The sequence below is a fragment of the Candidatus Saccharibacteria bacterium oral taxon 488 genome (genome assembly GCA_010202115.1).
In the GTDB taxonomy this organism is placed as follows: Bacteria; Patescibacteriota; Saccharimonadia; order Saccharimonadales; family Saccharimonadaceae; genus Nanosynbacter.
The window spans coordinates 218128-236334 of the sequence record CP047917.1 but is presented as its reverse complement, the minus strand read 5'-3'; the positions used below and the strand labels follow the sequence as shown (position 1 = coordinate 236334).

Genomic DNA, 18207 nt, shown 5'->3' with positions numbered 1-18207 from the left:
TTATCTCGCTAACTTGATTAGTTTGAAAGCTTGGTAATTGTCAGGCTTGCGTCGCTGAGTTGCACACTCTGGAGGTCTGATACGACGATCAACTTTAGCTTGGTACCAGCTGTGGCTCGCATCATCCGTGAATACGGCAGTGTCGAACGACGAACACCGGCTTGGTTAGATGACCATGCGCCCTCTGGACGATCACCGTTCACATCATTAACAATTTGGTAAATATTACGCACTGGCGAGTTGTCAACGGTACGAATACTGGAACGAATGAAGTACACACCATCACTTGGAATAGTATACGTGTGATTCACCGGATCCCAGGTACCACCGCCGGTATTCGTGGTGATCGTTGTCATCGGAATAGCTGTATAAGTGTCAGCGTTAACATTTACCGCCACGATATTACCATTACCGACACCGATCGAGCCGGCAAACATCGTTTCTTGCGGCAAGCTCCTCCACGCAACATCACAATCTGCCGCCGACTTTTTCATCAGTACCTGACCAATTGACCCACCGGCCGGAATATTTGATCCGGTAAATGTCAGTCCAATATTCGGCGTACCACTGCCCGTGACAGTAAGGCCGGTCGAACATGGCTGAGTACTATTCGTCACATTAACTGTTGCATTTGCACCAGCTTCGCCCTTTTCACCTTTATCACCTTTTTGTCCTTGAGGACCAGCGTCGCCCTTCGGGCCTTTAGCTCCAGGTGCACCGGCATCTCCCTTAGCTCCTTGCGGGCCGGCAGAGCCAGTGTCGCCCTTGGCTCCTGGCTCGCCTTTCTCACCCTTAGCGCCCTGTGGACCCGCTGGGCCAGTCTCACCTTTAGCGCCCTGCGGGCCGATAGGACCTTTATCCCCCTTAACACCTGGTATACCCTGGGGGCCAGGCAGGCCCTGAGGACCTACTGGGCCAGTGTCGCCCTTGTCGCCTTTTTGACCTTGAGCACCTGTCGCTCCGGTATCACCTTTGGCGCCTTTGAGTCCTTGCGGGCCAGCGGGACCGACTGGACCTACCGGACCGGTATCACCTTTGGCTCCCTGAGGACCTGCAGGACCTTGTGGACCATCATTACCTTTTTCACCTTTCTCACCTTTTTGGCCTTGGGGACCAGCTGGGCCCTGTGGGCCGGCAGGGCCAGTGTCGCCCTTCGGGCCTTGTGGACCAGCAGGCCCCTGAGAACCTTGTGCACCGGTTGCACCTTGAGACCCTGCTGCACCTTGCGGGCCAGCGGGACCTTGTGGACCGGTATCGCCCTTATCGCCCTTCGGACCCTTCAAGTCAGATAATGCAATGAGGTTGTTCCACGTAGCATCACCCCTGTAGCGCCACTGGATATACAACGCGGTTTTCTGTAACTCAATCTCTCGCCCATCGTTACCAGCATCACCCTTTTGGCCTTGTGCGCCCGTCGCTCCAGTATCACCTTTAGCACCCTGTTGGCCGGCATCGCCCTTGTCGCCCTTGGCGCCGGCGTCTCCTTTATCTCCTTTATCTCCCTTAGCGCCAGTATCACCTTTGTCGCCCTTATCACCTTTTTGACCCTGTTGGCCAGTATCACCTTTGTCACCTTTGGGACCCTGTGGGCCAGCCGGACCGACGACACCATTGGCATCGCCCTTCTCGCCCTTGTCACCCTTTTGGCCCCGTGGACCAGCTGGACCCTGAGCACCGGTGTCACCTTTTGGCCCGGTCGCACCGTTTTTACCATTCGCTCCATCCCGACCGTTAGCTCCACGCTGTCCTGTACTTACGCCGTTTTTACCGTCTTTACCAGCAGCTCCGGCCTCACCAGTGTCACCTTTGTCACCTTTCTCGCCCTTGTCGCCTTTTTCACCCCGCAACTCAGAAAGAGAAACGATATCTTGCCAATCACCATCCATAAACTGCCACTGTACCTTGCCATTGCTTTGGCGTAGGCTAATCTGATCTGGACGAACCCCCTTGTAAAAGCGATTACCGCCGGCCCCACGGCCACCACCACAGCAGTAGAATAATCAGTATCGTGACGATAAATAAACATATTACCAGTTTACGACTCGCATATGTTTTATCTGAGCGCTCGTTCATATTGTATTATATCCCCTATTTGATCTTGCTATACGCCTATTTAGCACGATTATAGCATGAGCATATTCTAAAAGCCATAATTTTATCAAAAATCGCAGATAATTACGACAGGTCAGCCATAATTAAGTAGTATGAGCCAGTCATTCCGTACGCAGCGCCTCAATTGGGTCAAGCTTCGCTGCTTTGCGGCTCGGCAAGAATCCCGCAATAATTGCTACTAACATCAACCCGACGACAATGACGAGACCGCTAATTGGTACAAATATCAGGAGTGAATGTTCCCCCAAATTAAGCGCCCCGGAGATCATTGGGTTACACAACTCACCAATTCCCCACGCGCCGAGCACTCCAAGCGCACCACCCAAGAAGCCAACCCATGCTGCTTCGTAACGGAACAGCCTGGCAATATCACGCCGACTAGCACCAAGCGCCTTCATTAGTCCAATCTGTTGCGTTCGCTCCAACACCGAAATGTATTGAGTATTGACGATGCCAAATATACTCACCACCAACGCCAACACACCAAACCCAAACACAATCCACTGCAGCAAGTTTACGAACGTAAAGAGCAGCTCCTGGATATCTTTCGAAGTTACCGCTGACAGGTTCAATTCATCTTTAAGAGCTTTCTTGACGTCTTCGGGCTTTTTACCATCAGCCACCGTTGCTGAAGCGGTAATATACTTTTGGTACTGCGGCGTACCGAGCGTTGCAAATTCAGTCAGCTCCTTGGCAGTCTCTGGGCTGATATAGGTATTTGGTGTATTCGTCGCTTGCTCCGGCGATTTCTTTGATACCGCTACAATGGTCAGCTCTTTGTGCTTCAACTTACTACTTGTTAGTTCACGCACGCCAGCCTCGCCGCGCTGCCGATACGCCTTGGCAATGTCCTCTTCACTGACTTTCTGCGGCGCTTGCTCAACGGTGAGCGTCAACTTGCTACCGATGATCTTGTCCGCAGAGATCCCCAATTCCTCAAGGTAGGACTCTGGTATTATCACTTCATTATCCCCCAACTGAGTGCCCTTGGACATCATCCTGCCCGCTACTGTCTCAACACGGATACCGCTATCGCGCATCGCTACCTCGCCCGTGTACTTTTTATCAGACTTGGTACTAAACGTCAGGTATTTTGGGTTCAATTGATATAGCGGCGTCACATCTTTCAAGTCACTGCGCGCCTTCAGTTTGGCTATATCATCAAGAGTCAATAGCTCAACTTCTGCACCACGATGTGTACCAGTGTCCGGCTTATACTCCTTAAGTGGCTTATTGCTGCGACCGGTAAACGCCTCACTCGCCTTGCCAATCATCAATCCTTGAGGATTAATATTACTGCTGATGATCCTGTCAATATATTGCCGCGCACCCTCGCCAGCCATCAAACTCGCGGTAATCGCAAAGCCACCCACCGCGATAGCGACACTGGTGAGCAAGGTGCGCAGCTTAGCTCGCCGCAGATTCCGCCCAGCCCGACGTACGATATCTAGCGTTTTCATTTCTTCGCCTCCTTCTTGGTAGCTTTCGTGGTTCTTGACTGTTTCGTCTGGCGACGAGGCTTCTTTGGCTCAGGTAGAGGAGCTGCGGCAGCAATTGTCACGGTGGCGGCATGACGATGAGCCCCCGAGGCCACCATTTTACCTTGAGCGATCCGAATTGCATCTTCAATCGCTGAATCAGATTCAACTCGACCATCTTTGATACGAATAATCCGCTCACATCGTTTCGCCAAATCTTCATCATGCGTCACGATAATCAAGGTTGCGCCATGCTGTTTTTGATACTCAAATAACAGATCTTCAATCACCGCCGATGTTACCGAGTCAAGATTGCCGGTCGGCTCATCGGCGAACAAAATCGCTGGTTCACCGGCAATAGCCCGGGCGATCGCCAGGCGCTGCTTTTGCCCACCAGAGAGATGTTTAGCACGCACCTTGGTCTTATCAGTCAAATCAACCGCTTTTAATGCCGACTCGATGCGCCGCTTGCGCTGAGCACGAGGGACGCCAGCAGTCTCCAGCGACAAACTGACATTGTCATAACACGTTTCACCACCTTCGACGAAAAAACTCTGAAAAATAAAGCCTATCTTCTCAGCGCGGAACCTATCCGTTGCCCGCGTCTTGAGGCGCAAAATATCCTCGCCATCAACCAACACTTCGCCCCGCTCAGGCTTATCCAAGCCTGAGATAGCATGCATCAGCGTTGATTTTCCGGAACCAGATTTGCCTAAAATCGCCACACTCGCCCCATCCGCGATCTCGATATTAACATCATCTAACGCCACGAAAGCATTTTTCTTGCCGCCGTACGTCTTGGTAATATGTTTGATCTCTATCATTCTCCCTCCTAACTCCTGCAGCTTATCGTCGTAACAAGGACAAGATGTCATAACCAAGCCTGACCTCTATATTACAATCGTATCATAGAATGAAGAATGTGATCAAAACTTATAATTTCCTAGTCGCGTCTGTAGTCGCCCAATCCAAAGAATACGAGGTAGCAGCATGAAAAGTGACCATACGCTTTTAACGGCGAACTAAACCGCACCGATCGCGCCGCTCATCAGCAAAGCAATGATCAGCACGCCCAGCCCGACTCGATACCAAATAAATAACGAGAAGTCATTCCGCGCCACAAACTTGAGCAGCCACGATATCGCAAGGTAGCCAACCACAAACGACACAATTGTCGCAAGTCCCGTCGCCGTCCAGCCGACACCGCCGGCAATGTGCTTTGAGGCGGTCAGCATCTCCAGCAGCCCCGCTGCCACCAGCGCCGGGATACCGAGGAAAAAGCTCAACTTCGTCACCGTCACTCGGTCAAATCCCCGCAGCAGCCCCACCGAGATCGTTGCTCCCGACCGACTGATACCCGGTATCAAGGCCAGGCACTGCCCCACACCAATCGCCAGCGTATCTCGCCACGTCGTTTGCTGCTCGCTGCGGTGACTGGCTTTCTCTGAACGCCTATCGGCCCACCACATCACCAGGCTCCAGCCGATCAACGCCACCGCCACAAACCACAAACTACGCAGCACCGTCTCGACCTGATCCTTAAACAGTAGTCCAATCACTGCGATCGGCACCGAACCGATAATAATCGCCCAGCCATACACATAATCAAACTGTCGCCGCGCCCGCTTCCACCACAGCCCACGCCACCAGGCGCTTAGCACCCGCCAAATATCGCCCCAAAAATAGATGATCGCTGCCAAGATCGCGCCGATCTGAATTACTGCCGTGAACGCCGTCAGGCTCGGATCATCAATCCTCATCCCCATCAACTTCTCGACGATCGTCAAATGTCCCGTCGAAGAAACTGGCAGAAACTCCGTTACGCCTTCAATAATACCGAGGATAATCGCCTGCCACCACGCCACTTGCTTAATAGCTCCTTCTCATCCCTTCAGTGTAGCAGCTCAGTAAGCATTCGCCAACCTTCACGCTCACTATGCGTTGCTTGATTGTGGTACGGGCGATGGCGATAGCGGCCCAGACACATGCAGCCGCACAAACCCGAAGCAGTCGACGTCAAGCTCTGGCGAGAGGCCAAACCACGTTGTGCGACAGCGACTACGCTGATTTTCAACTCTGAGTACAAGCTTATCACCGTCACGTACCGCCGACACCTTTGGCTGCTGGCGCTTGCCCTTGAGGTCTATATAGCGCAGTTCAATCTTGATATCACCTCGGGTCGTATCCCCAAAATGTAACGGGACACTTCCACCCTCGACGTGGACATACTTCACGCCCTTCATATCACTTGGCAGTTCAACCGGCACGATTTTTGTCAAGCGCTCCTCGTCACGTGCTAGCTCATTCGCCATACCGACACCAAACAGCGTCATTCCCGAAACCGATAGTGCTCCCACAACTAGCGCCACCACCGTCATAACCACCGATAGCCGCTTTAATGTCCACGTAAAGGCGCTGTGGCTCAATATCGCGCCCAGCCATACCGCCGCTACGCCACCAATGAGTAAAGATGCCCACAGACCCCACGCCCACGGCTGTGCATAGAATCCATCAAGCAAACCAATCACCGCGATGCCACTGACCGCCCCCACGATGAGTGCAATAAATAATCCCAGCGTTACCATGAGAATACCAACACCAAGAATAAATCGAAATACTTTTGCTGCCGTATGACCCGTGTTACTATTCCGCCCTACGGATGGCTCATTCCGACTGGCCTGACGCTTCAGCGAATCAAACGTTACCGCCTTGCCGCGCATCTGGAGCTTATCAGAGGCAGTCCGCGCCTCTGGAACTGACAGCCACATCACAATATAAATCAGTACCGCTGCACCAAAGGTAATAAATGGTGAGAAAATGAACAACAATCGTATCCACAAAGGATTGGTTCCCCAATAGGCAGCAATGCCCGCACACACGCCACCAATCAGCGCATGCTCCGTATCACGCATCAGCCGTCGCTCCGAACGCTCTGAACGCTCGGGCTCGGCATCGGTCTCCACCGCCTCGTCATCATCCGAAAAATCACGCGGTTCACCCATTTGTTTCTGCACCGCCAGGACGTCGTCGTGACTGATCACGCCGTCCTTCGATACACCGCGCTCCGCCAAAAGCTCCACCATTCGTGCCTCAATTTCGCGCATCGCTTCTGGCTCCGCATGCATATTTTTCTGGATTAAATTCAGGTACTTTTCCAACGATTTTTTGGCGTCAATCTCCGCGCTAAACGGCGTTTTCGCCAAATGGATTCTGGTTATTTCTTTCATCGCTTTGCTCCTTTCTCGAGATTTTTCAGCGAATTATTTAACAGTTTTATCCGATCTTTCAATTCATCCACCAATTGCTTGCCATTGTCAGTCAGCGAATAGTATTTGCGCGGCGGACCTTGCTCGCTTTCCTGCCATTCGTGCTGCAAATAGCCGTATTTTTGCAAGCGGCTGAGCAGCGGATAAATCGTTCCTTCAACCACCATCAGCTCCGACTCGCTCAATTGCTTCACGATGTCGCCGGTATATTGCGGTTGTTTGGCACAAACCAGCAGCACACAGTAAACCAAAAATCCTTTGCGCAGCTGAATCGCCAAGCTTTCAGCGTAAGCACTAACGTCCATGCTTTTTCTCCTCTGGCACGGTCGATTTCTCAACCCGCCCGTCTTTAATTATGATCTGATAATCGCATTTCTTCGCCAGGTCGACGTCGTGTGTTACTACAATCAGCGTGACACCCTTTTGCTTGTTATAATCAAATAGCAATTCTTCCACCTTAGCACCAGTTTCGCTATCCAAGTTGCCAGTTGGCTCGTCGGCAAAGATGATTTGCGGATTGCCGACAATCGCCCGGGCAATCGCCAAGCGCTGCTTCTGTCCGCCCGACAGATCTTTAGCGCGGTTTTTGCGTTTATCGTACAAATCCACCGCTTTAAGCGCCGCGTTGATTTTGTGCGCCCGCTTTTTGCGCGGCAGCCGCGCGATTTCCAGTGGCAAGCTGACGTTGTCAACCACGCTCTCATTGCCTTGGACAAAAAAGCTCTGAAAGATAAAGCCGATTTTCTTGGCGCGAAACTCATCGACGCGCTTTGGTTTCAGCTGCAAGATGTCTTGCCCGTCGATGATCACCTGACCGTGCTGCGGCCTGTCCAGCCCGGAAATCGCGTGCATCAGCGTCGATTTTCCAGAACCAGATTTGCCGAGGATGGCCACGCTCGCGCCCGTCGGAATGTTCAAGCTGACATTTTTCAGTGCCGTAAATTGGTTTTTCTTTTTGCCGTAAATTTTCGTCACATTTTTTAGTTCGATCATGATATTTCTCCTATTCCGTCCTTAATGCCTCAATTGGGTCTAATTTTGTCGCTTTGCGGCTCGGCAGCCAGCCAGAAATTACCGCCATCGCCACCAGACCAATCACCAGCAAACCAATGTGCAGCGGATTAATTACTAGAAGATTCGTGCCAACGCCTAATTTTAAGGCACTGGTAATTACTGGGTTCAGCAACGTCACTAAACTCGCCAGCCCAACGCCAATCAAGCCGCCCAGCAAACCAACCCACGCTGCCTCATAGCGGAATAATTTACCGATATCGCGGCCACGCATCCCCAGCGCCTTCATTAGACCAATTTGACTGGTACGCTCCAACACCGAAATATACATAGTATTCACAATTCCAAACACACTAGCGAGCAGCGCCAAGCCACCAAATCCTGCCAATGCCACCTGTGCTACATTAACCATCGTTAGTAGCGCCTTCCGAATATCCTGAATTGAGTACGCGTTATAGTCTTTGCCAATCACATCTTTAGCAGCATCAACGTTACTCTCGTCATCCACCATAGCAATCGCCGTTGAGTACTGATGTGGTTGGCTCTTGTCGTGGCTAAATTCATAGATAGCCTTAGCATCAGCTGTTGAAATTCTCAACATTGGTTCATAAAACAAAACAGTGTCTGACTTTTTATCCACTGCCGCGATCTTGAATGATACCTCTTTGGCAACATTACCACCCCGCGCTGCGCTACGCACGCCCAAGGTTATCGTCTGGCCAATCGCCGACTGCGCATCCTTAAAGCCTAACTGTTTCACATAATCATCCGGGATGATAATCTCGCCCGGTTTTGGCATAAAATCCTCCAGGGTTCCTGCTGCCAATTCTGCCCGAGTCCTATCCATTTTAACACCCACCGTCAGTGCAAATTTTTTATCACTTGCTGAACTCTTAGCATACGCCACGCCATCAGTCGAATACGCCGGTGTTACCGTTTTTACGTGCGGTGTTCGTCGGATCTTTTCCAAATCCTTGTCGTTGAGCAAATATTTGCTGCGCGCCGCCGATGCTTTATTTTTGTCAGCTTCTTCTGCCGAATTGCCATATTCTGGTAATTTATCTTTCTTATCTGCTTCAATCTTTTTATTGACCATAATTACTTTTTTATCGCCAGCCGCGTCAACTATACTATTGGTGTACAGTCGACCACCCTCACCAGCCATCAGTGCCAAGCCAATCGTAAACGCCCCGACGGAAATCGCCAACGCTGTCAAAACCGTCCGGCCTTTTGACTGGCGAAGATTCCGCCCCGCCCGCTTAATGATGTCGATTCTCCTCATACTATGCTCCTTGCATTTTCAGTATACATAGTACTATGTTATACAAGGTACTATAAAAAGTCAAGCTATTTACTATTTCTCGTCATATTCATCCTCAATTTCCTGGTCCAAAATCTCTTCGATCACGTCCTCTAGCGTGATGATACCCAGCTCATTCTCGTCATCCATCACCACGAACAAATGACTACGCGTTTGGATAAATCGACTGAGCACCGTGTCCAGCCGCGACCGCGCGTCGATGTCATGGATCTTATCACGGTACAGTTGACTAATCGGTAGCGGTAGCTCGCGCCCCACCACATCTTTGACATATAAAATCCCCGCCAGCCGCCCATCAGCCCGCACTGGGATCCGCGAATGTCCAGCGTGTTTGATCTGGGCCAGCAGCGTTGCGTCCAGCTCATCACCCAAATCCACGGTAAATACCTCATCCATCGGCGTCACCAAATCACCAGCTGTCTTTTTACTAAATTGTAGCGCACCCGCCGCGATCCGGCTTTCATCGTAATCGACTGGGCTATCCGACCGCGCGGCATGCTCATGAATAATCTGTTCCAACTCCTGATGTGAATACAGCTGCGGCGTTTCCTTGCCTAGCCAGCGGTTCAGTAGCTTCGACATCGGCCGAGCCAGCGGCCAAAATAGCACATAAATCACATCCAGTAGCCAAAAGAAATGCCGTACAAAACGATAGCCGCGCTGAGTAAAAATCGCCTGCGGTAAAATCTCACCAAACATCGTGATCAATAATGTGGCAATCAACCCGCCGATCACGCCGTTTGTCATATTACCCAGCAAAATCGACATCGCGGTATTCACGCCAACATTACCCAGCAAAATACAAAATATCAGATAATAGCCATCCTTGCGGTAGCGGTATACCCGCGCCGCAATAGCGTCGCCTTGCCTAGCCTTACGCTTCAAGTCATCCGGCCGCGCCATCATCAGCCCGATATTCAACCCCGAAAACGCACCCGACAGAGCCAGCAGAACTGCCGCCATAACCAACAACAAAATATCAGGCATAATTACCAGCCGCCGCCTCCACCGCCGCCGCCTCCACCGCCAGCGAAGCCGCCGCCAGTTGAGCCGCCAGAGGTCGAAGAATAATCGCTTGCACTACTGACTGTGCTTGACAGGCTATTCATGCCTGCCGCAAACGCCGCTGCATTAAATGCACCCTGGCCATTATACCAATCCGGCTGCTCACCAACTTGCTCATAATATTTGCCCAATTGTTTGCTCCATTCTTTTTCCTGTCCAAATAACACTGCATACGGCAATACCCGCTCATACAATTTCACCAACTGTTTCTCATCACTAGCATCAACCTTTACTTTTTCTGCGCCTTCAGGACTCTGAAGCATCTGCAAACGCTCGACCTCAGCCACGCCAATGTACCTCTTCAGGCCCGCCAGATGCCGCCTGAGCGCCAGGCCCTTGTCGGTCAGTACCTTACCAAACGACAGGCAAAACACCATCCCCGCCAGCACCAAGAGCACCGGCGACAGCAATAGCACCGCAAAAATACTGATAATTATCGCATACCGTCGAAATCGTCGGGTGTGTTGCGGCTCGCGCGCCTTTAGCCCATACGCCCCAGCAATTCGCTTATCGAGGCGCTCCTTGTTATTACGGATACGCTTGGCATAGGCAGCGTTATTCCGCAGTGTCTTAAGGTTAAGCGTATCACCAACCGCTGGCCAGCGCCCAAATATATCCCGCAAGAGTTTTTGCTCTTCCACGAGAAGCGTACCCGGGTCCTGTATCACCTTCACTTCATACTCAGCCGCTCGCCACATAGCGCGCGGCTTCACCTCGATAACCTGAATGTAATGACGCACCGCTAGGTCTATCATTTGTGCCGCCATCACCGACCCCTTGACCATATGAAACGGCTGCACCAGCTTGGCCGACGTCGTCACGCTCGTACCTCGCGGTGGCAAATACTCCGGCGGAATTGGCTCCAGTTCTTTACGGCGACCAATCGACCGATAATAAGCCACGATGATCACCCCCGCCAATATCAGCACCACCGCCAGCAACACCAATTGCAATTTCGCCCACCAATCAATCAGCTGTTCCATGAATGACATCTGATATGCCGCAAATGTCCCCGGCATAAATCCGACCGCGACCGTCACGCCAGCCATCTTTGGCAGTGCGCGGGCTGTCGCCGTCAACGTATCGCCCTGTTCACGTACCTCGCAGCGCTGATTACTACCAAACCGACCCTGATAGCACTGGAGGTTCGTTCGTTTAGCAGCCACCAGCTCGGGACTTAGCTTGAGCGTCACCGATGCCGACTGAATTGGCACCTGCCAGTTAGTACCGATCGCATCCCAATAAAACTCCTGTTTACCCGTATCGTGATATAATTTCGTCACGTCCCGCTGCGTATAGGTAATGACATAGGTCTTTTTACCCTTGACGTAGGTGTCTTTATTACCAATTCTCAGCTCATCATTATGCCACGTATACTCCAGCGGCGCACCTCGCTCATCCGTCACTGATTCCAGCGTAAAGTGAGTCGGATGTCCGTTATACTTCTTGACAAACACTGGTGCAATACCATGGTTCTGCCGCGGCGGAAAATCCGCAGTAATGGTCAATTTGGTACGCAGTGTCGAACGCTGTTCACTATCGCGCCCCAGTTCCATGTCGACAGTATAATTACTAATCGTAAAATTATTTGTCGCCTGTGCCGTTGACCCGAACCCAACCAACAGCACCATCACCGCGACCATCCCAAAGAAAAACCGCTTCATATGTTAATTATATCACTTATTGCCAACGCACTTTTAACAAACATTATCCAATGGTATTGCAAAGATGAAGCGTTTATTGGATAATGGAGAACGATGCTCAAAACTGGTATGGATACGCTGCTAACAAGAGATGAAACCCCGACGCCCCCCAGAGACCTCGACGTCCTCATGGGAAATGAGCTTGCCCGATCACTGTGACGATCCAAATCAAGCAAAGGGGCTCTACCTTGACGCCCGTTCGTGGGTAGCAGAACTAAGAGGCAGGACAGAGCCCCCAGCCTATCCACTCCGTACCCTAATGAATGTGGTTAATGTGGCTGATTTACTCCGTAGTAAACACCCGTGGCGCGCTCGCAGACTTGAGAATAGACTCAAAAGACTGGCGCGTCACCCCGACAGACTTTCTAGAGATATACCAAGAAGTCTCGGTCGAGTCGTCTTAGCAATCAATAGGTTTTACCATCCAAAAACCAGTACTACACCAGCAGAAACAATCATGAAGCAGTTTAACCAGCAGAACTTGCCAGTACGAGATGACATCATTCTCAAACAGTTATCTGGAAGTGGGTCTCAGCAACTGACATTAGAAGAAGTACGACAGCAGGCGCGTCAAGCTGTAGAAACCAAGCTAGGCCCCAAGATAATTCAAGCCATCTATCACCAACCAGCAGACATTGACGAGCAGTAAGCCCTTCGGTTGTTCCGCCCGGCTACCGCAGCGCCACCACCGTATACGCCAACTCACCCTTTGGCGTGCTGATCGTTACCGTATCACCAACCGCCTTGCCCATCAGCGCCTGGCCAATCGGCGATTCATTCGAGACCTTCCCCTCTAGCGGATCTGCCTCGACCGGTCCAACGACGGTATAGACCACTGCTTTACCGTTCGCCTCCAGTTCTACCGTACTACCCAGTGTCACTGTTGAGCTGCTGCCAGCCTGGATGATGCTCGCATTCTGCAAAATTGTTTCGATCTCGGTGATGCGCGTTTCTAGCAACCCTTGGGCCTCACGCGCTGCATCGTACTCTGCATTTTCGCTCAAATCGCCAAAATCCCGCGCCGCCGCGATTTTATCAGCGATCTCGCCGCGCCGACTTTTTAGCTCCTCCAGCTCTCGCTCTAGTTCACATTGACCACTCTCGGTAATCTGATATACCTTATTCATGTTACTCTCCTCACTCCATATATAGCGTCTACAAAAACAAAAAGTGCTATATATAGCGCTTATCCATATGGTTATTTAAGTCTTTACGAGTATAGCAATCACCCCAAACCATGTCAATACATGACGGAGCCCCTGGTGCAATCTGGCCTCCGTCGCATATGCCAGACAACGTGATCACCCGCGCTCCAAACAAAAGGCGACGAGTTGCTGATAATCCAGCTTCTTCGTCTCGCCAGTCGCCCGCTCAGTTAATTCGAACAGTCCGTCACCATCAATTGTCCGCTCACCAATCGTAATCCGCCACGGCAGCCCCATCAGCTCCGCATCGGCAAACTTGACGCCTGGCCGCTCAGCCCGATCATCCAGTAGCGCCTCCACACCCTTTTCTGCCAACTCGGTATATAGTGTACTCGCTAGCGCCTGACCCTTATCACCAATTGCTACCACATGGATCTTGAACGGCGCGATATTCTCCGGCCAGACCAGCCCCTTATCATCCGACATTTTCTCGGCAATCACACCCATCACCCGCGTGATGCCAATGCCGTAGCTTGCAAGGTAAATCGGATGCTGCTTGCCATCTTCACCGGTGTACATGATGCCCATTTGTTCAGCTTTTTCGGTACCAAATTTAAAGATATTACCCACCTCTGCACTGACAACTGGCAGCAGATCATCTCTACTGATACCCAATTCCTTAGTAGCATCATCTAGCACTTCTTCGTTAACAGCTACCGTCTGGTCAGTATTGACGTACAGTGTATCCTCACCAGCTTCACATATCGTCTGGAACTCGTGACTAAACTTGGTGAACGCCCCGCCACCAGCAAACGTCACAAATGTACTGTCACCAATGCCAAACCGCGCATAACAGCGCTTATACGCCTCGATAACCCGCTCATAATACTGATCCATGTCCTCCTGTGTGGCATGCAGACTGTACATATCCTTCATGACAAATTCGCGGCCACGCATAATACCGCTCTTTGATCGGAGTTCATTGCGCAGCTTGGTCTGAAACTGATACACGCTGACCGGTAGATCCTTATAGCTTTTGACATATTGCTGCATCATTTCCATGATCGCTTCTTCATGACTCCATGCCAACCCCAGCTCAGTATCGTCTTGCAAGCGAGTTTTAAACCACACATCGACCACCTCATCACTCCAGCGACCAGTCGCCTCCCAAGTCTCGCGGCGCTGCAAATTCGTCATGATCAGCTCTTGGCCACCAATCGCATTCATTTCCTCGCGGACAATTTGTTTGATGTTTTCCAGCACACGCAGCCCCAGCGGCGTATAGGCGTACACCCCAGCCATCACCTTATACACAAATCCCGCCCGGATGAGGAGCTGGGCATTTTTCGAGACTTCGTCCGCTGGCGCGGTCTTGGCTGTCCTCGTAAATAGTTGACTCATTCGCATCTTATATTCCTCCGATGAGCGGCAGTAGCGCTGACTTTAGTTGCTCTAAAAGATTTGGATTAACGTACAGCGCATAAAAGGCGACGCTATTCTTCGCAATATGCATCAAAACTGGCACCCAGATCGCGCCGGTATACTCACGTGCCAGGCTCATCACGATACTCAGTACAAAGGTGTCTGCCGCGACCGCCCACTGCAGTGACCCGCTGCCTCCCCACAAATGCGCCGCCCCAAACGTCAGGCTGGTGATCAAAACCGCCATCCAAACTGGTGCCGTCCGCCGTAATTTACCATACAAATAACCGCGAAATAGTAGCTCCTCCGCCACTGGCGCCAACACTGCTATCGTCATAAATGCCGCGATATATTGCCACTGAGTACCAAGCATTGACTGCGAGAATGGCAGTGCCTGCGGCTGGTGAATATCAATTGCTATCAGTTTAGTCACCACTGTTAAAAACACCGCTGAACAAATCGTGTATACAATAAAGGCTGCCGGTGTAATCACCACGTCCCACCACGACGGCCAATCGGTCACTCCCATTTCCTTCAGCGTCGTCCGGCGACGACGAATATAAAACGGCAGGCCCACCACCAAGGTCACCGCCAGTACATACACAACAACCGATCCCGTCGCGTTCAGCAGCACCTCATTCACCGAACCAAGCGGCACGCCAACATGACTAAGCGCCCACACTAGGCCGAGCACGATTAACTGCGCCATCCAGAACGCCGCATACGTCCACACTGGCAGCACGATGAGCAGCCACCAATTATGTTTATTCAGCCGCCCCTTTGTCGACTGGGTTTTTTCACTTCTCGCCCACTTTCTCATATTTTATCCCCTTAATACCTTCGCGATGTCACTCCACGTCACTAAAACCGTCAGCGCCATTAGCACCAAGAAACCGATGCCTTGAATCGTTTCCTCGCGCTCTTTGGTCAATTTTTTCTTGAATAATTTAAAGCCTGCCATCGTAAACCACCGCCCGCCGTCTAGCGCTGGAATTGGCAGCACATTCATCACCGCCAGCGTCAGCGAAATGATTGCCGCCAGTAGTAAAATTTGCGTCACACCAGAGCTCAGCACTGACGGAAACAGCACGCCCAAGATGCCGACCGGCCCGGCCACGCTTTCGCCAACTGCCGCCAGATCAGCCTTGGCCGCCTGGCGAGATTCTGATGGGCCAACTAATTGTCCGATCGTCCCGTTGACCGTTTTTATGAGGATCGAGCCAATGCCCGCCACTGTCTCATACGTCAATTGCCCCGTCGTCACCACTGCTGCGATTGGCGCCGACCAGGTACTGTGAATTGTTTCTGTCTGTTGCGGGCCAACACCGAGGTAGCCGCCATTTTTTGCTTGCTCAGCAGTTTGTAGCCGGACTTGCTTGGTGAGCGTCTGACCGCCGCGCGCCAGCTCAATCGTCACCTCGCGGCCAGCCTGCGCTTTCGTGGCTGCCGACAGCTCCGCCGGCGTTGTCACGCCGTGGTCGCCGATCTTTCGCACCTCATCACCACGCTGAAGGCCAACTTTCTCCGCTGGCGAACCTGGCGTCACTCGCGCCACCGTCAGTGCTGAACGCTCCACCCGTGAATCAAATGGCAGCACCGCTTGCTGTGGTAAAATTTTTGGCATCCCCACCAACGCCAATATCATAAACAGCAGGACGGCCGTCAGCCAATTCATCATCACGCCGGCTAGCAAAATCTTGGTCTTTACCCAAAAGGTAGCGCCGCCATACGTCCCCGCACCTTCGGCCGAATCGTATTCGCCCTTCAGCTTGACGAACCCGCCGAGCGGCAGCCAGTTTAGACTAAACACCACATTCTTGCCGAGAAAGCTCGTTTTAGGCCGCCATTTTTTTGCAGCTGGCGGAAAGCCGATACCAAATTCTTCAACCACCACACCGTTACGCCGCGCCACGATCGCGTGACCCAATTCGTGCACCACCACCAGCAAAACTAATATGATCAGCCCAACCAAAATTCCAATGAACACCATTATTACCCTCCAAAGCGCCGATTACGTTTTTTGTACTCCTCCAGAATGAACTCCACATCTTTTATCGTCATGTCCGGCCAGTTTTTCTCGATGAACATTAGCTCACTGTATGCCGCCCGCCACAGCATGAAATTACTCAATCGCTGTTCGCCGCTTGTTCGTACGATAAGGTCACACGGCGGTACTTCTGGCGCATATAAGTTCTGAGCGATCAGTTCTGGCGTCACATCTCCGACCGCCACGCCCGACTGAACAATTTTTTTAACCGCATCAGCAATTTCTAAATGTCCGCCATAATTGAGACACAGAAGCAGCTCGCCACCCGTCAAATTTCGCGTTCGCTCCTCGGCCCGCTCAATCGCTTTTCGTAAGGTCTCTGACAGCCCCTCGCGCGAACCAATCACCCGCATCCGTACGTTGTGCTCCAAAAATATCGGCACGTCCGACTCCAGCACCTTGAGCAGCAGACCCATCAAATGCCCGACCTCCTCCTCGGAGCGCTTCCAATTTTCTGTACTGAACACATACGCACTCGCATACTTGACGCCACGGCGCAACGTCTCCAGTAGCACATCCTTCAGGCTGTTGTATCCCGCCAAGTGCCCCTCATAAGCCGGCAGCCCGTGTTGCTTCGCCCAACGGCGATTACCGTCAACGATAAAACCAACGTGCCTCGGCAATTCTGTTTTTTCACTCATGTTTCGCCCTCCACTCATCAATCAACCTCACATCCTGGATATCTTTTTCGCGCCCGCGCCAGTTTTTCCAGCGCCGTAGAAAATCTAGATTAACAAACTTTACACCGTCATATTCCACCGCGTAGTCCAGTAGCTCGTCGTACTCAACAATTCGCCCGTCAATCTCCCAGCCGTCCCAGATCTCGACCGATCCATCATGCTTCACCAAATACCGGCGTTGATTTGTATCAAGCTTTCTGACCCAGCCATTGTTACGAGCAATTTCTTCTAATACCACTCGACCAGCCGCCACGTCAATATCAGTGGACTGACGAATTCCTAATTGATCCAAAATACCACTGCCGATGATGATAATCTGATCCAGCGGCAGCCCTAATTCTTTCACGCGCTCGGCAAATGTCTGACTCATCAAACCGTCAACACATCCTTTTCTTTTGCCTTAAACGCGTCGTCAATTTGCGTCTGCATCGTGCTCATCAGCGCGTCAATCTCTTTCTCAACCCGCTTGAGATCGTCCTCGCCGAGCTCCTTGGCGTCTTTCATCCGCTTGGCCTCCTTCAGGGCATCCTGGCGAATCGTCCGCATAGCGATTCGCGCCTCTTCGACTTTTTCGCTCACTTGCTTGACTAATTGCTTGCGGCGTTCCTCAGTCAATGCTGGCACCGGCACGCGCACCACCCGACCGTCATCGGACGGATTAAAGCCCAAGCTCTGATTATCGCGAATCGCTGCCGAAATTGCCGTAATATTACTCGGATCAAACGGCGTCACCAGCAGCATCTGCGCCTCCGGCGCCGTCACATTTGCCACCTGGTTCAACGGCATCCGCGTCCCGTACGCCTCCACCATCACGCCGTCCAGCATCCCGGCGTGCGCCCGGCCTGTCCGCACCTTTTTCAGCTCGTCCTGAAAATGACTAAACGCCTGCGCCATTTTATCCTCATATGGTTGTGTGTCAAACATATTTCCTCCCGTTATCTGTCATCCATTATAGCA

At 51.8% G+C, this 18207-nt stretch carries 18 protein-coding genes; 1 reads left to right on the top strand and 17 read right to left on the bottom strand.

The annotated features are described in order from the left end of the window. Positions 1-17: 17 nt before the first annotated feature. The 10 genes from GWK74_01245 to GWK74_01200 all read right to left on the bottom strand — a co-directional run bounded on the left by GWK74_01245 (position 18) and on the right by GWK74_01200 (position 11917). On the bottom strand, positions 18-1886 hold the full coding sequence (locus GWK74_01245; protein ID QHU90149.1) for a collagen-like protein: 1869 nt from the start codon (positions 1884-1886) through the stop codon (positions 18-20). 327 nt (positions 1887-2213) lie between these two features. Beyond that, positions 2214-3572: an FtsX-like permease family protein gene (locus GWK74_01240; GenBank protein ID QHU90148.1), complete on the bottom strand. Its 1359-nt coding sequence runs from the start codon at positions 3570-3572 to the stop codon at positions 2214-2216. After that, complete coding sequence (locus tag GWK74_01235; protein ID QHU90147.1) at positions 3569-4414, bottom strand: ATP-binding cassette domain-containing protein; 846 nt, start codon at positions 4412-4414, stop codon at positions 3569-3571. Before GWK74_01235 ends, GWK74_01240 begins: the two co-directional genes overlap by 4 nt. Positions 4415-4612: 198 nt before the next feature. Continuing rightward, positions 4613-5455: an undecaprenyl-diphosphate phosphatase gene (locus tag GWK74_01230; GenBank protein QHU90146.1), complete on the bottom strand. Its 843-nt coding sequence runs from the start codon at positions 5453-5455 to the stop codon at positions 4613-4615. A 69-nt stretch (positions 5456-5524) separates the two neighbouring features. After that, complete coding sequence (locus GWK74_01225) at positions 5525-6817, bottom strand: PspC domain-containing protein (GenBank protein QHU90145.1); 1293 nt, start codon at positions 6815-6817, stop codon at positions 5525-5527. Next, positions 6814-7161 (bottom strand): PadR family transcriptional regulator, encoded by a 348-nt coding sequence (locus GWK74_01220; GenBank protein QHU90144.1) that lies wholly within the window; start codon positions 7159-7161, stop codon positions 6814-6816. The genes GWK74_01225 and GWK74_01220 overlap by 4 nt, the downstream gene beginning before the upstream one ends. Further along, positions 7151-7849, bottom strand: coding sequence for an ATP-binding cassette domain-containing protein (locus tag GWK74_01215; protein ID QHU90143.1), 699 nt, complete (start codon positions 7847-7849; stop codon positions 7151-7153). The genes GWK74_01220 and GWK74_01215 overlap by 11 nt, the downstream gene beginning before the upstream one ends. Positions 7850-7859: 10 nt before the next feature. After that, positions 7860-9149 carry an FtsX-like permease family protein gene (locus GWK74_01210; GenBank protein ID QHU90142.1) on the bottom strand — a complete coding sequence of 430 codons (1290 nt, stop codon included), beginning with the start codon at positions 9147-9149 and terminating at the stop codon, positions 7860-7862. Between the two features lie 72 nt (positions 9150-9221). Then, positions 9222-10175, bottom strand: a complete 954-nt coding sequence (locus GWK74_01205) for a DUF21 domain-containing protein (GenBank protein ID QHU90141.1) — start codon at positions 10173-10175, stop codon at positions 9222-9224. A gap of 2 nt (positions 10176-10177) precedes the next feature. Then, entirely contained in the window at positions 10178-11917 is a 1740-nt protein-coding gene (locus GWK74_01200) for a DUF2207 domain-containing protein (GenBank protein QHU90140.1), read from the bottom strand. 298 nt (positions 11918-12215) lie between these two features. Between GWK74_01200 and GWK74_01195 the strand changes: the two genes are divergently transcribed. Beyond that, the gene (locus GWK74_01195; protein QHU90139.1) at positions 12216-12605 is read left to right on the top strand and encodes a hypothetical protein; all 390 of its coding nucleotides are present in this window, start codon (positions 12216-12218) and stop codon (positions 12603-12605) included. A gap of 22 nt (positions 12606-12627) precedes the next feature. Here the strand turns inward: GWK74_01195 and greA are convergent, their stop codons facing one another. The 7 genes from greA to GWK74_01160 all read right to left on the bottom strand — a co-directional run bounded on the left by greA (position 12628) and on the right by GWK74_01160 (position 18174). Beyond that, positions 12628-13083 (bottom strand): transcription elongation factor GreA, encoded by a 456-nt coding sequence (gene greA / locus GWK74_01190; GenBank protein QHU90138.1) that lies wholly within the window; start codon positions 13081-13083, stop codon positions 12628-12630. A gap of 174 nt (positions 13084-13257) precedes the next feature. Beyond that, the gene (locus GWK74_01185; protein ID QHU90137.1) at positions 13258-14508 is read right to left on the bottom strand and encodes a prolyl-tRNA synthetase; all 1251 of its coding nucleotides are present in this window, start codon (positions 14506-14508) and stop codon (positions 13258-13260) included. Between the two features lies 1 nt (position 14509). Further along, positions 14510-15343 carry a CPBP family intramembrane metalloprotease gene (locus GWK74_01180; GenBank protein ID QHU90136.1) on the bottom strand — a complete coding sequence of 278 codons (834 nt, stop codon included), beginning with the start codon at positions 15341-15343 and terminating at the stop codon, positions 14510-14512. Positions 15344-15346: 3 nt separating this feature from the next. Beyond that, positions 15347-16513: a PDZ domain-containing protein gene (locus GWK74_01175; GenBank protein QHU90135.1), complete on the bottom strand. Its 1167-nt coding sequence runs from the start codon at positions 16511-16513 to the stop codon at positions 15347-15349. A gap of 2 nt (positions 16514-16515) precedes the next feature. Then, a complete protein-coding gene (gene uppS / locus GWK74_01170) occupies positions 16516-17211 on the bottom strand; it encodes a di-trans,poly-cis-decaprenylcistransferase (GenBank protein ID QHU90134.1) in 696 nt (231 codons plus the stop codon). Then, complete coding sequence (locus tag GWK74_01165; protein QHU90133.1) at positions 17204-17620, bottom strand: hypothetical protein; 417 nt, start codon at positions 17618-17620, stop codon at positions 17204-17206. The genes uppS and GWK74_01165 overlap by 8 nt, the downstream gene beginning before the upstream one ends. After that, positions 17620-18174: a ribosome recycling factor gene (locus GWK74_01160; protein ID QHU90132.1), complete on the bottom strand. Its 555-nt coding sequence runs from the start codon at positions 18172-18174 to the stop codon at positions 17620-17622. Before GWK74_01160 ends, GWK74_01165 begins: the two co-directional genes overlap by 1 nt. Positions 18175-18207 lie beyond the last annotated feature (33 nt).

What these genes read in the sequence shown, in the direction of transcription:
- GWK74_01215 (QHU90143.1), bottom strand. Translation starts at nt 7,849, where the DNA reads ATGATCGAACTAAAAAATGTGACGAAAATTTACGGCAAAAAGAAAAAC.
- GWK74_01225 (QHU90145.1), bottom strand. Translation starts at nt 6,817, where the DNA reads ATGAAAGAAATAACCAGAATCCATTTGGCGAAAACGCCGTTTAGCGCG.
- GWK74_01220 (QHU90144.1), bottom strand. Translation starts at nt 7,161, where the DNA reads ATGGACGTTAGTGCTTACGCTGAAAGCTTGGCGATTCAGCTGCGCAAA.
- GWK74_01180 (QHU90136.1), bottom strand. Translation starts at nt 15,343, where the DNA reads ATGAGAAAGTGGGCGAGAAGTGAAAAAACCCAGTCGACAAAGGGGCGG.
- GWK74_01240 (QHU90148.1), bottom strand. Translation starts at nt 3,572, where the DNA reads ATGAAAACGCTAGATATCGTACGTCGGGCTGGGCGGAATCTGCGGCGA.
- GWK74_01235 (QHU90147.1), bottom strand. Translation starts at nt 4,414, where the DNA reads ATGATAGAGATCAAACATATTACCAAGACGTACGGCGGCAAGAAAAAT.
- GWK74_01205 (QHU90141.1), bottom strand. Translation starts at nt 10,175, where the DNA reads ATGCCTGATATTTTGTTGTTGGTTATGGCGGCAGTTCTGCTGGCTCTG.
- greA (QHU90138.1), bottom strand. Translation starts at nt 13,083, where the DNA reads ATGAATAAGGTATATCAGATTACCGAGAGTGGTCAATGTGAACTAGAG.
- GWK74_01160 (QHU90132.1), bottom strand. Translation starts at nt 18,174, where the DNA reads ATGTTTGACACACAACCATATGAGGATAAAATGGCGCAGGCGTTTAGT.
- GWK74_01245 (QHU90149.1), bottom strand. Translation starts at nt 1,886, where the DNA reads ATGGATGGTGATTGGCAAGATATCGTTTCTCTTTCTGAGTTGCGGGGT.
- GWK74_01165 (QHU90133.1), bottom strand. Translation starts at nt 17,620, where the DNA reads ATGAGTCAGACATTTGCCGAGCGCGTGAAAGAATTAGGGCTGCCGCTG.
- GWK74_01210 (QHU90142.1), bottom strand. Translation starts at nt 9,149, where the DNA reads ATGAGGAGAATCGACATCATTAAGCGGGCGGGGCGGAATCTTCGCCAG.
- GWK74_01195 (QHU90139.1), top strand. Translation starts at nt 12,216, where the DNA reads ATGAATGTGGTTAATGTGGCTGATTTACTCCGTAGTAAACACCCGTGG.
- GWK74_01175 (QHU90135.1), bottom strand. Translation starts at nt 16,513, where the DNA reads ATGGTGTTCATTGGAATTTTGGTTGGGCTGATCATATTAGTTTTGCTG.
- uppS (QHU90134.1), bottom strand. Translation starts at nt 17,211, where the DNA reads ATGAGTGAAAAAACAGAATTGCCGAGGCACGTTGGTTTTATCGTTGAC.
- GWK74_01200 (QHU90140.1), bottom strand. Translation starts at nt 11,917, where the DNA reads ATGAAGCGGTTTTTCTTTGGGATGGTCGCGGTGATGGTGCTGTTGGTT.
- GWK74_01185 (QHU90137.1), bottom strand. Translation starts at nt 14,508, where the DNA reads ATGCGAATGAGTCAACTATTTACGAGGACAGCCAAGACCGCGCCAGCG.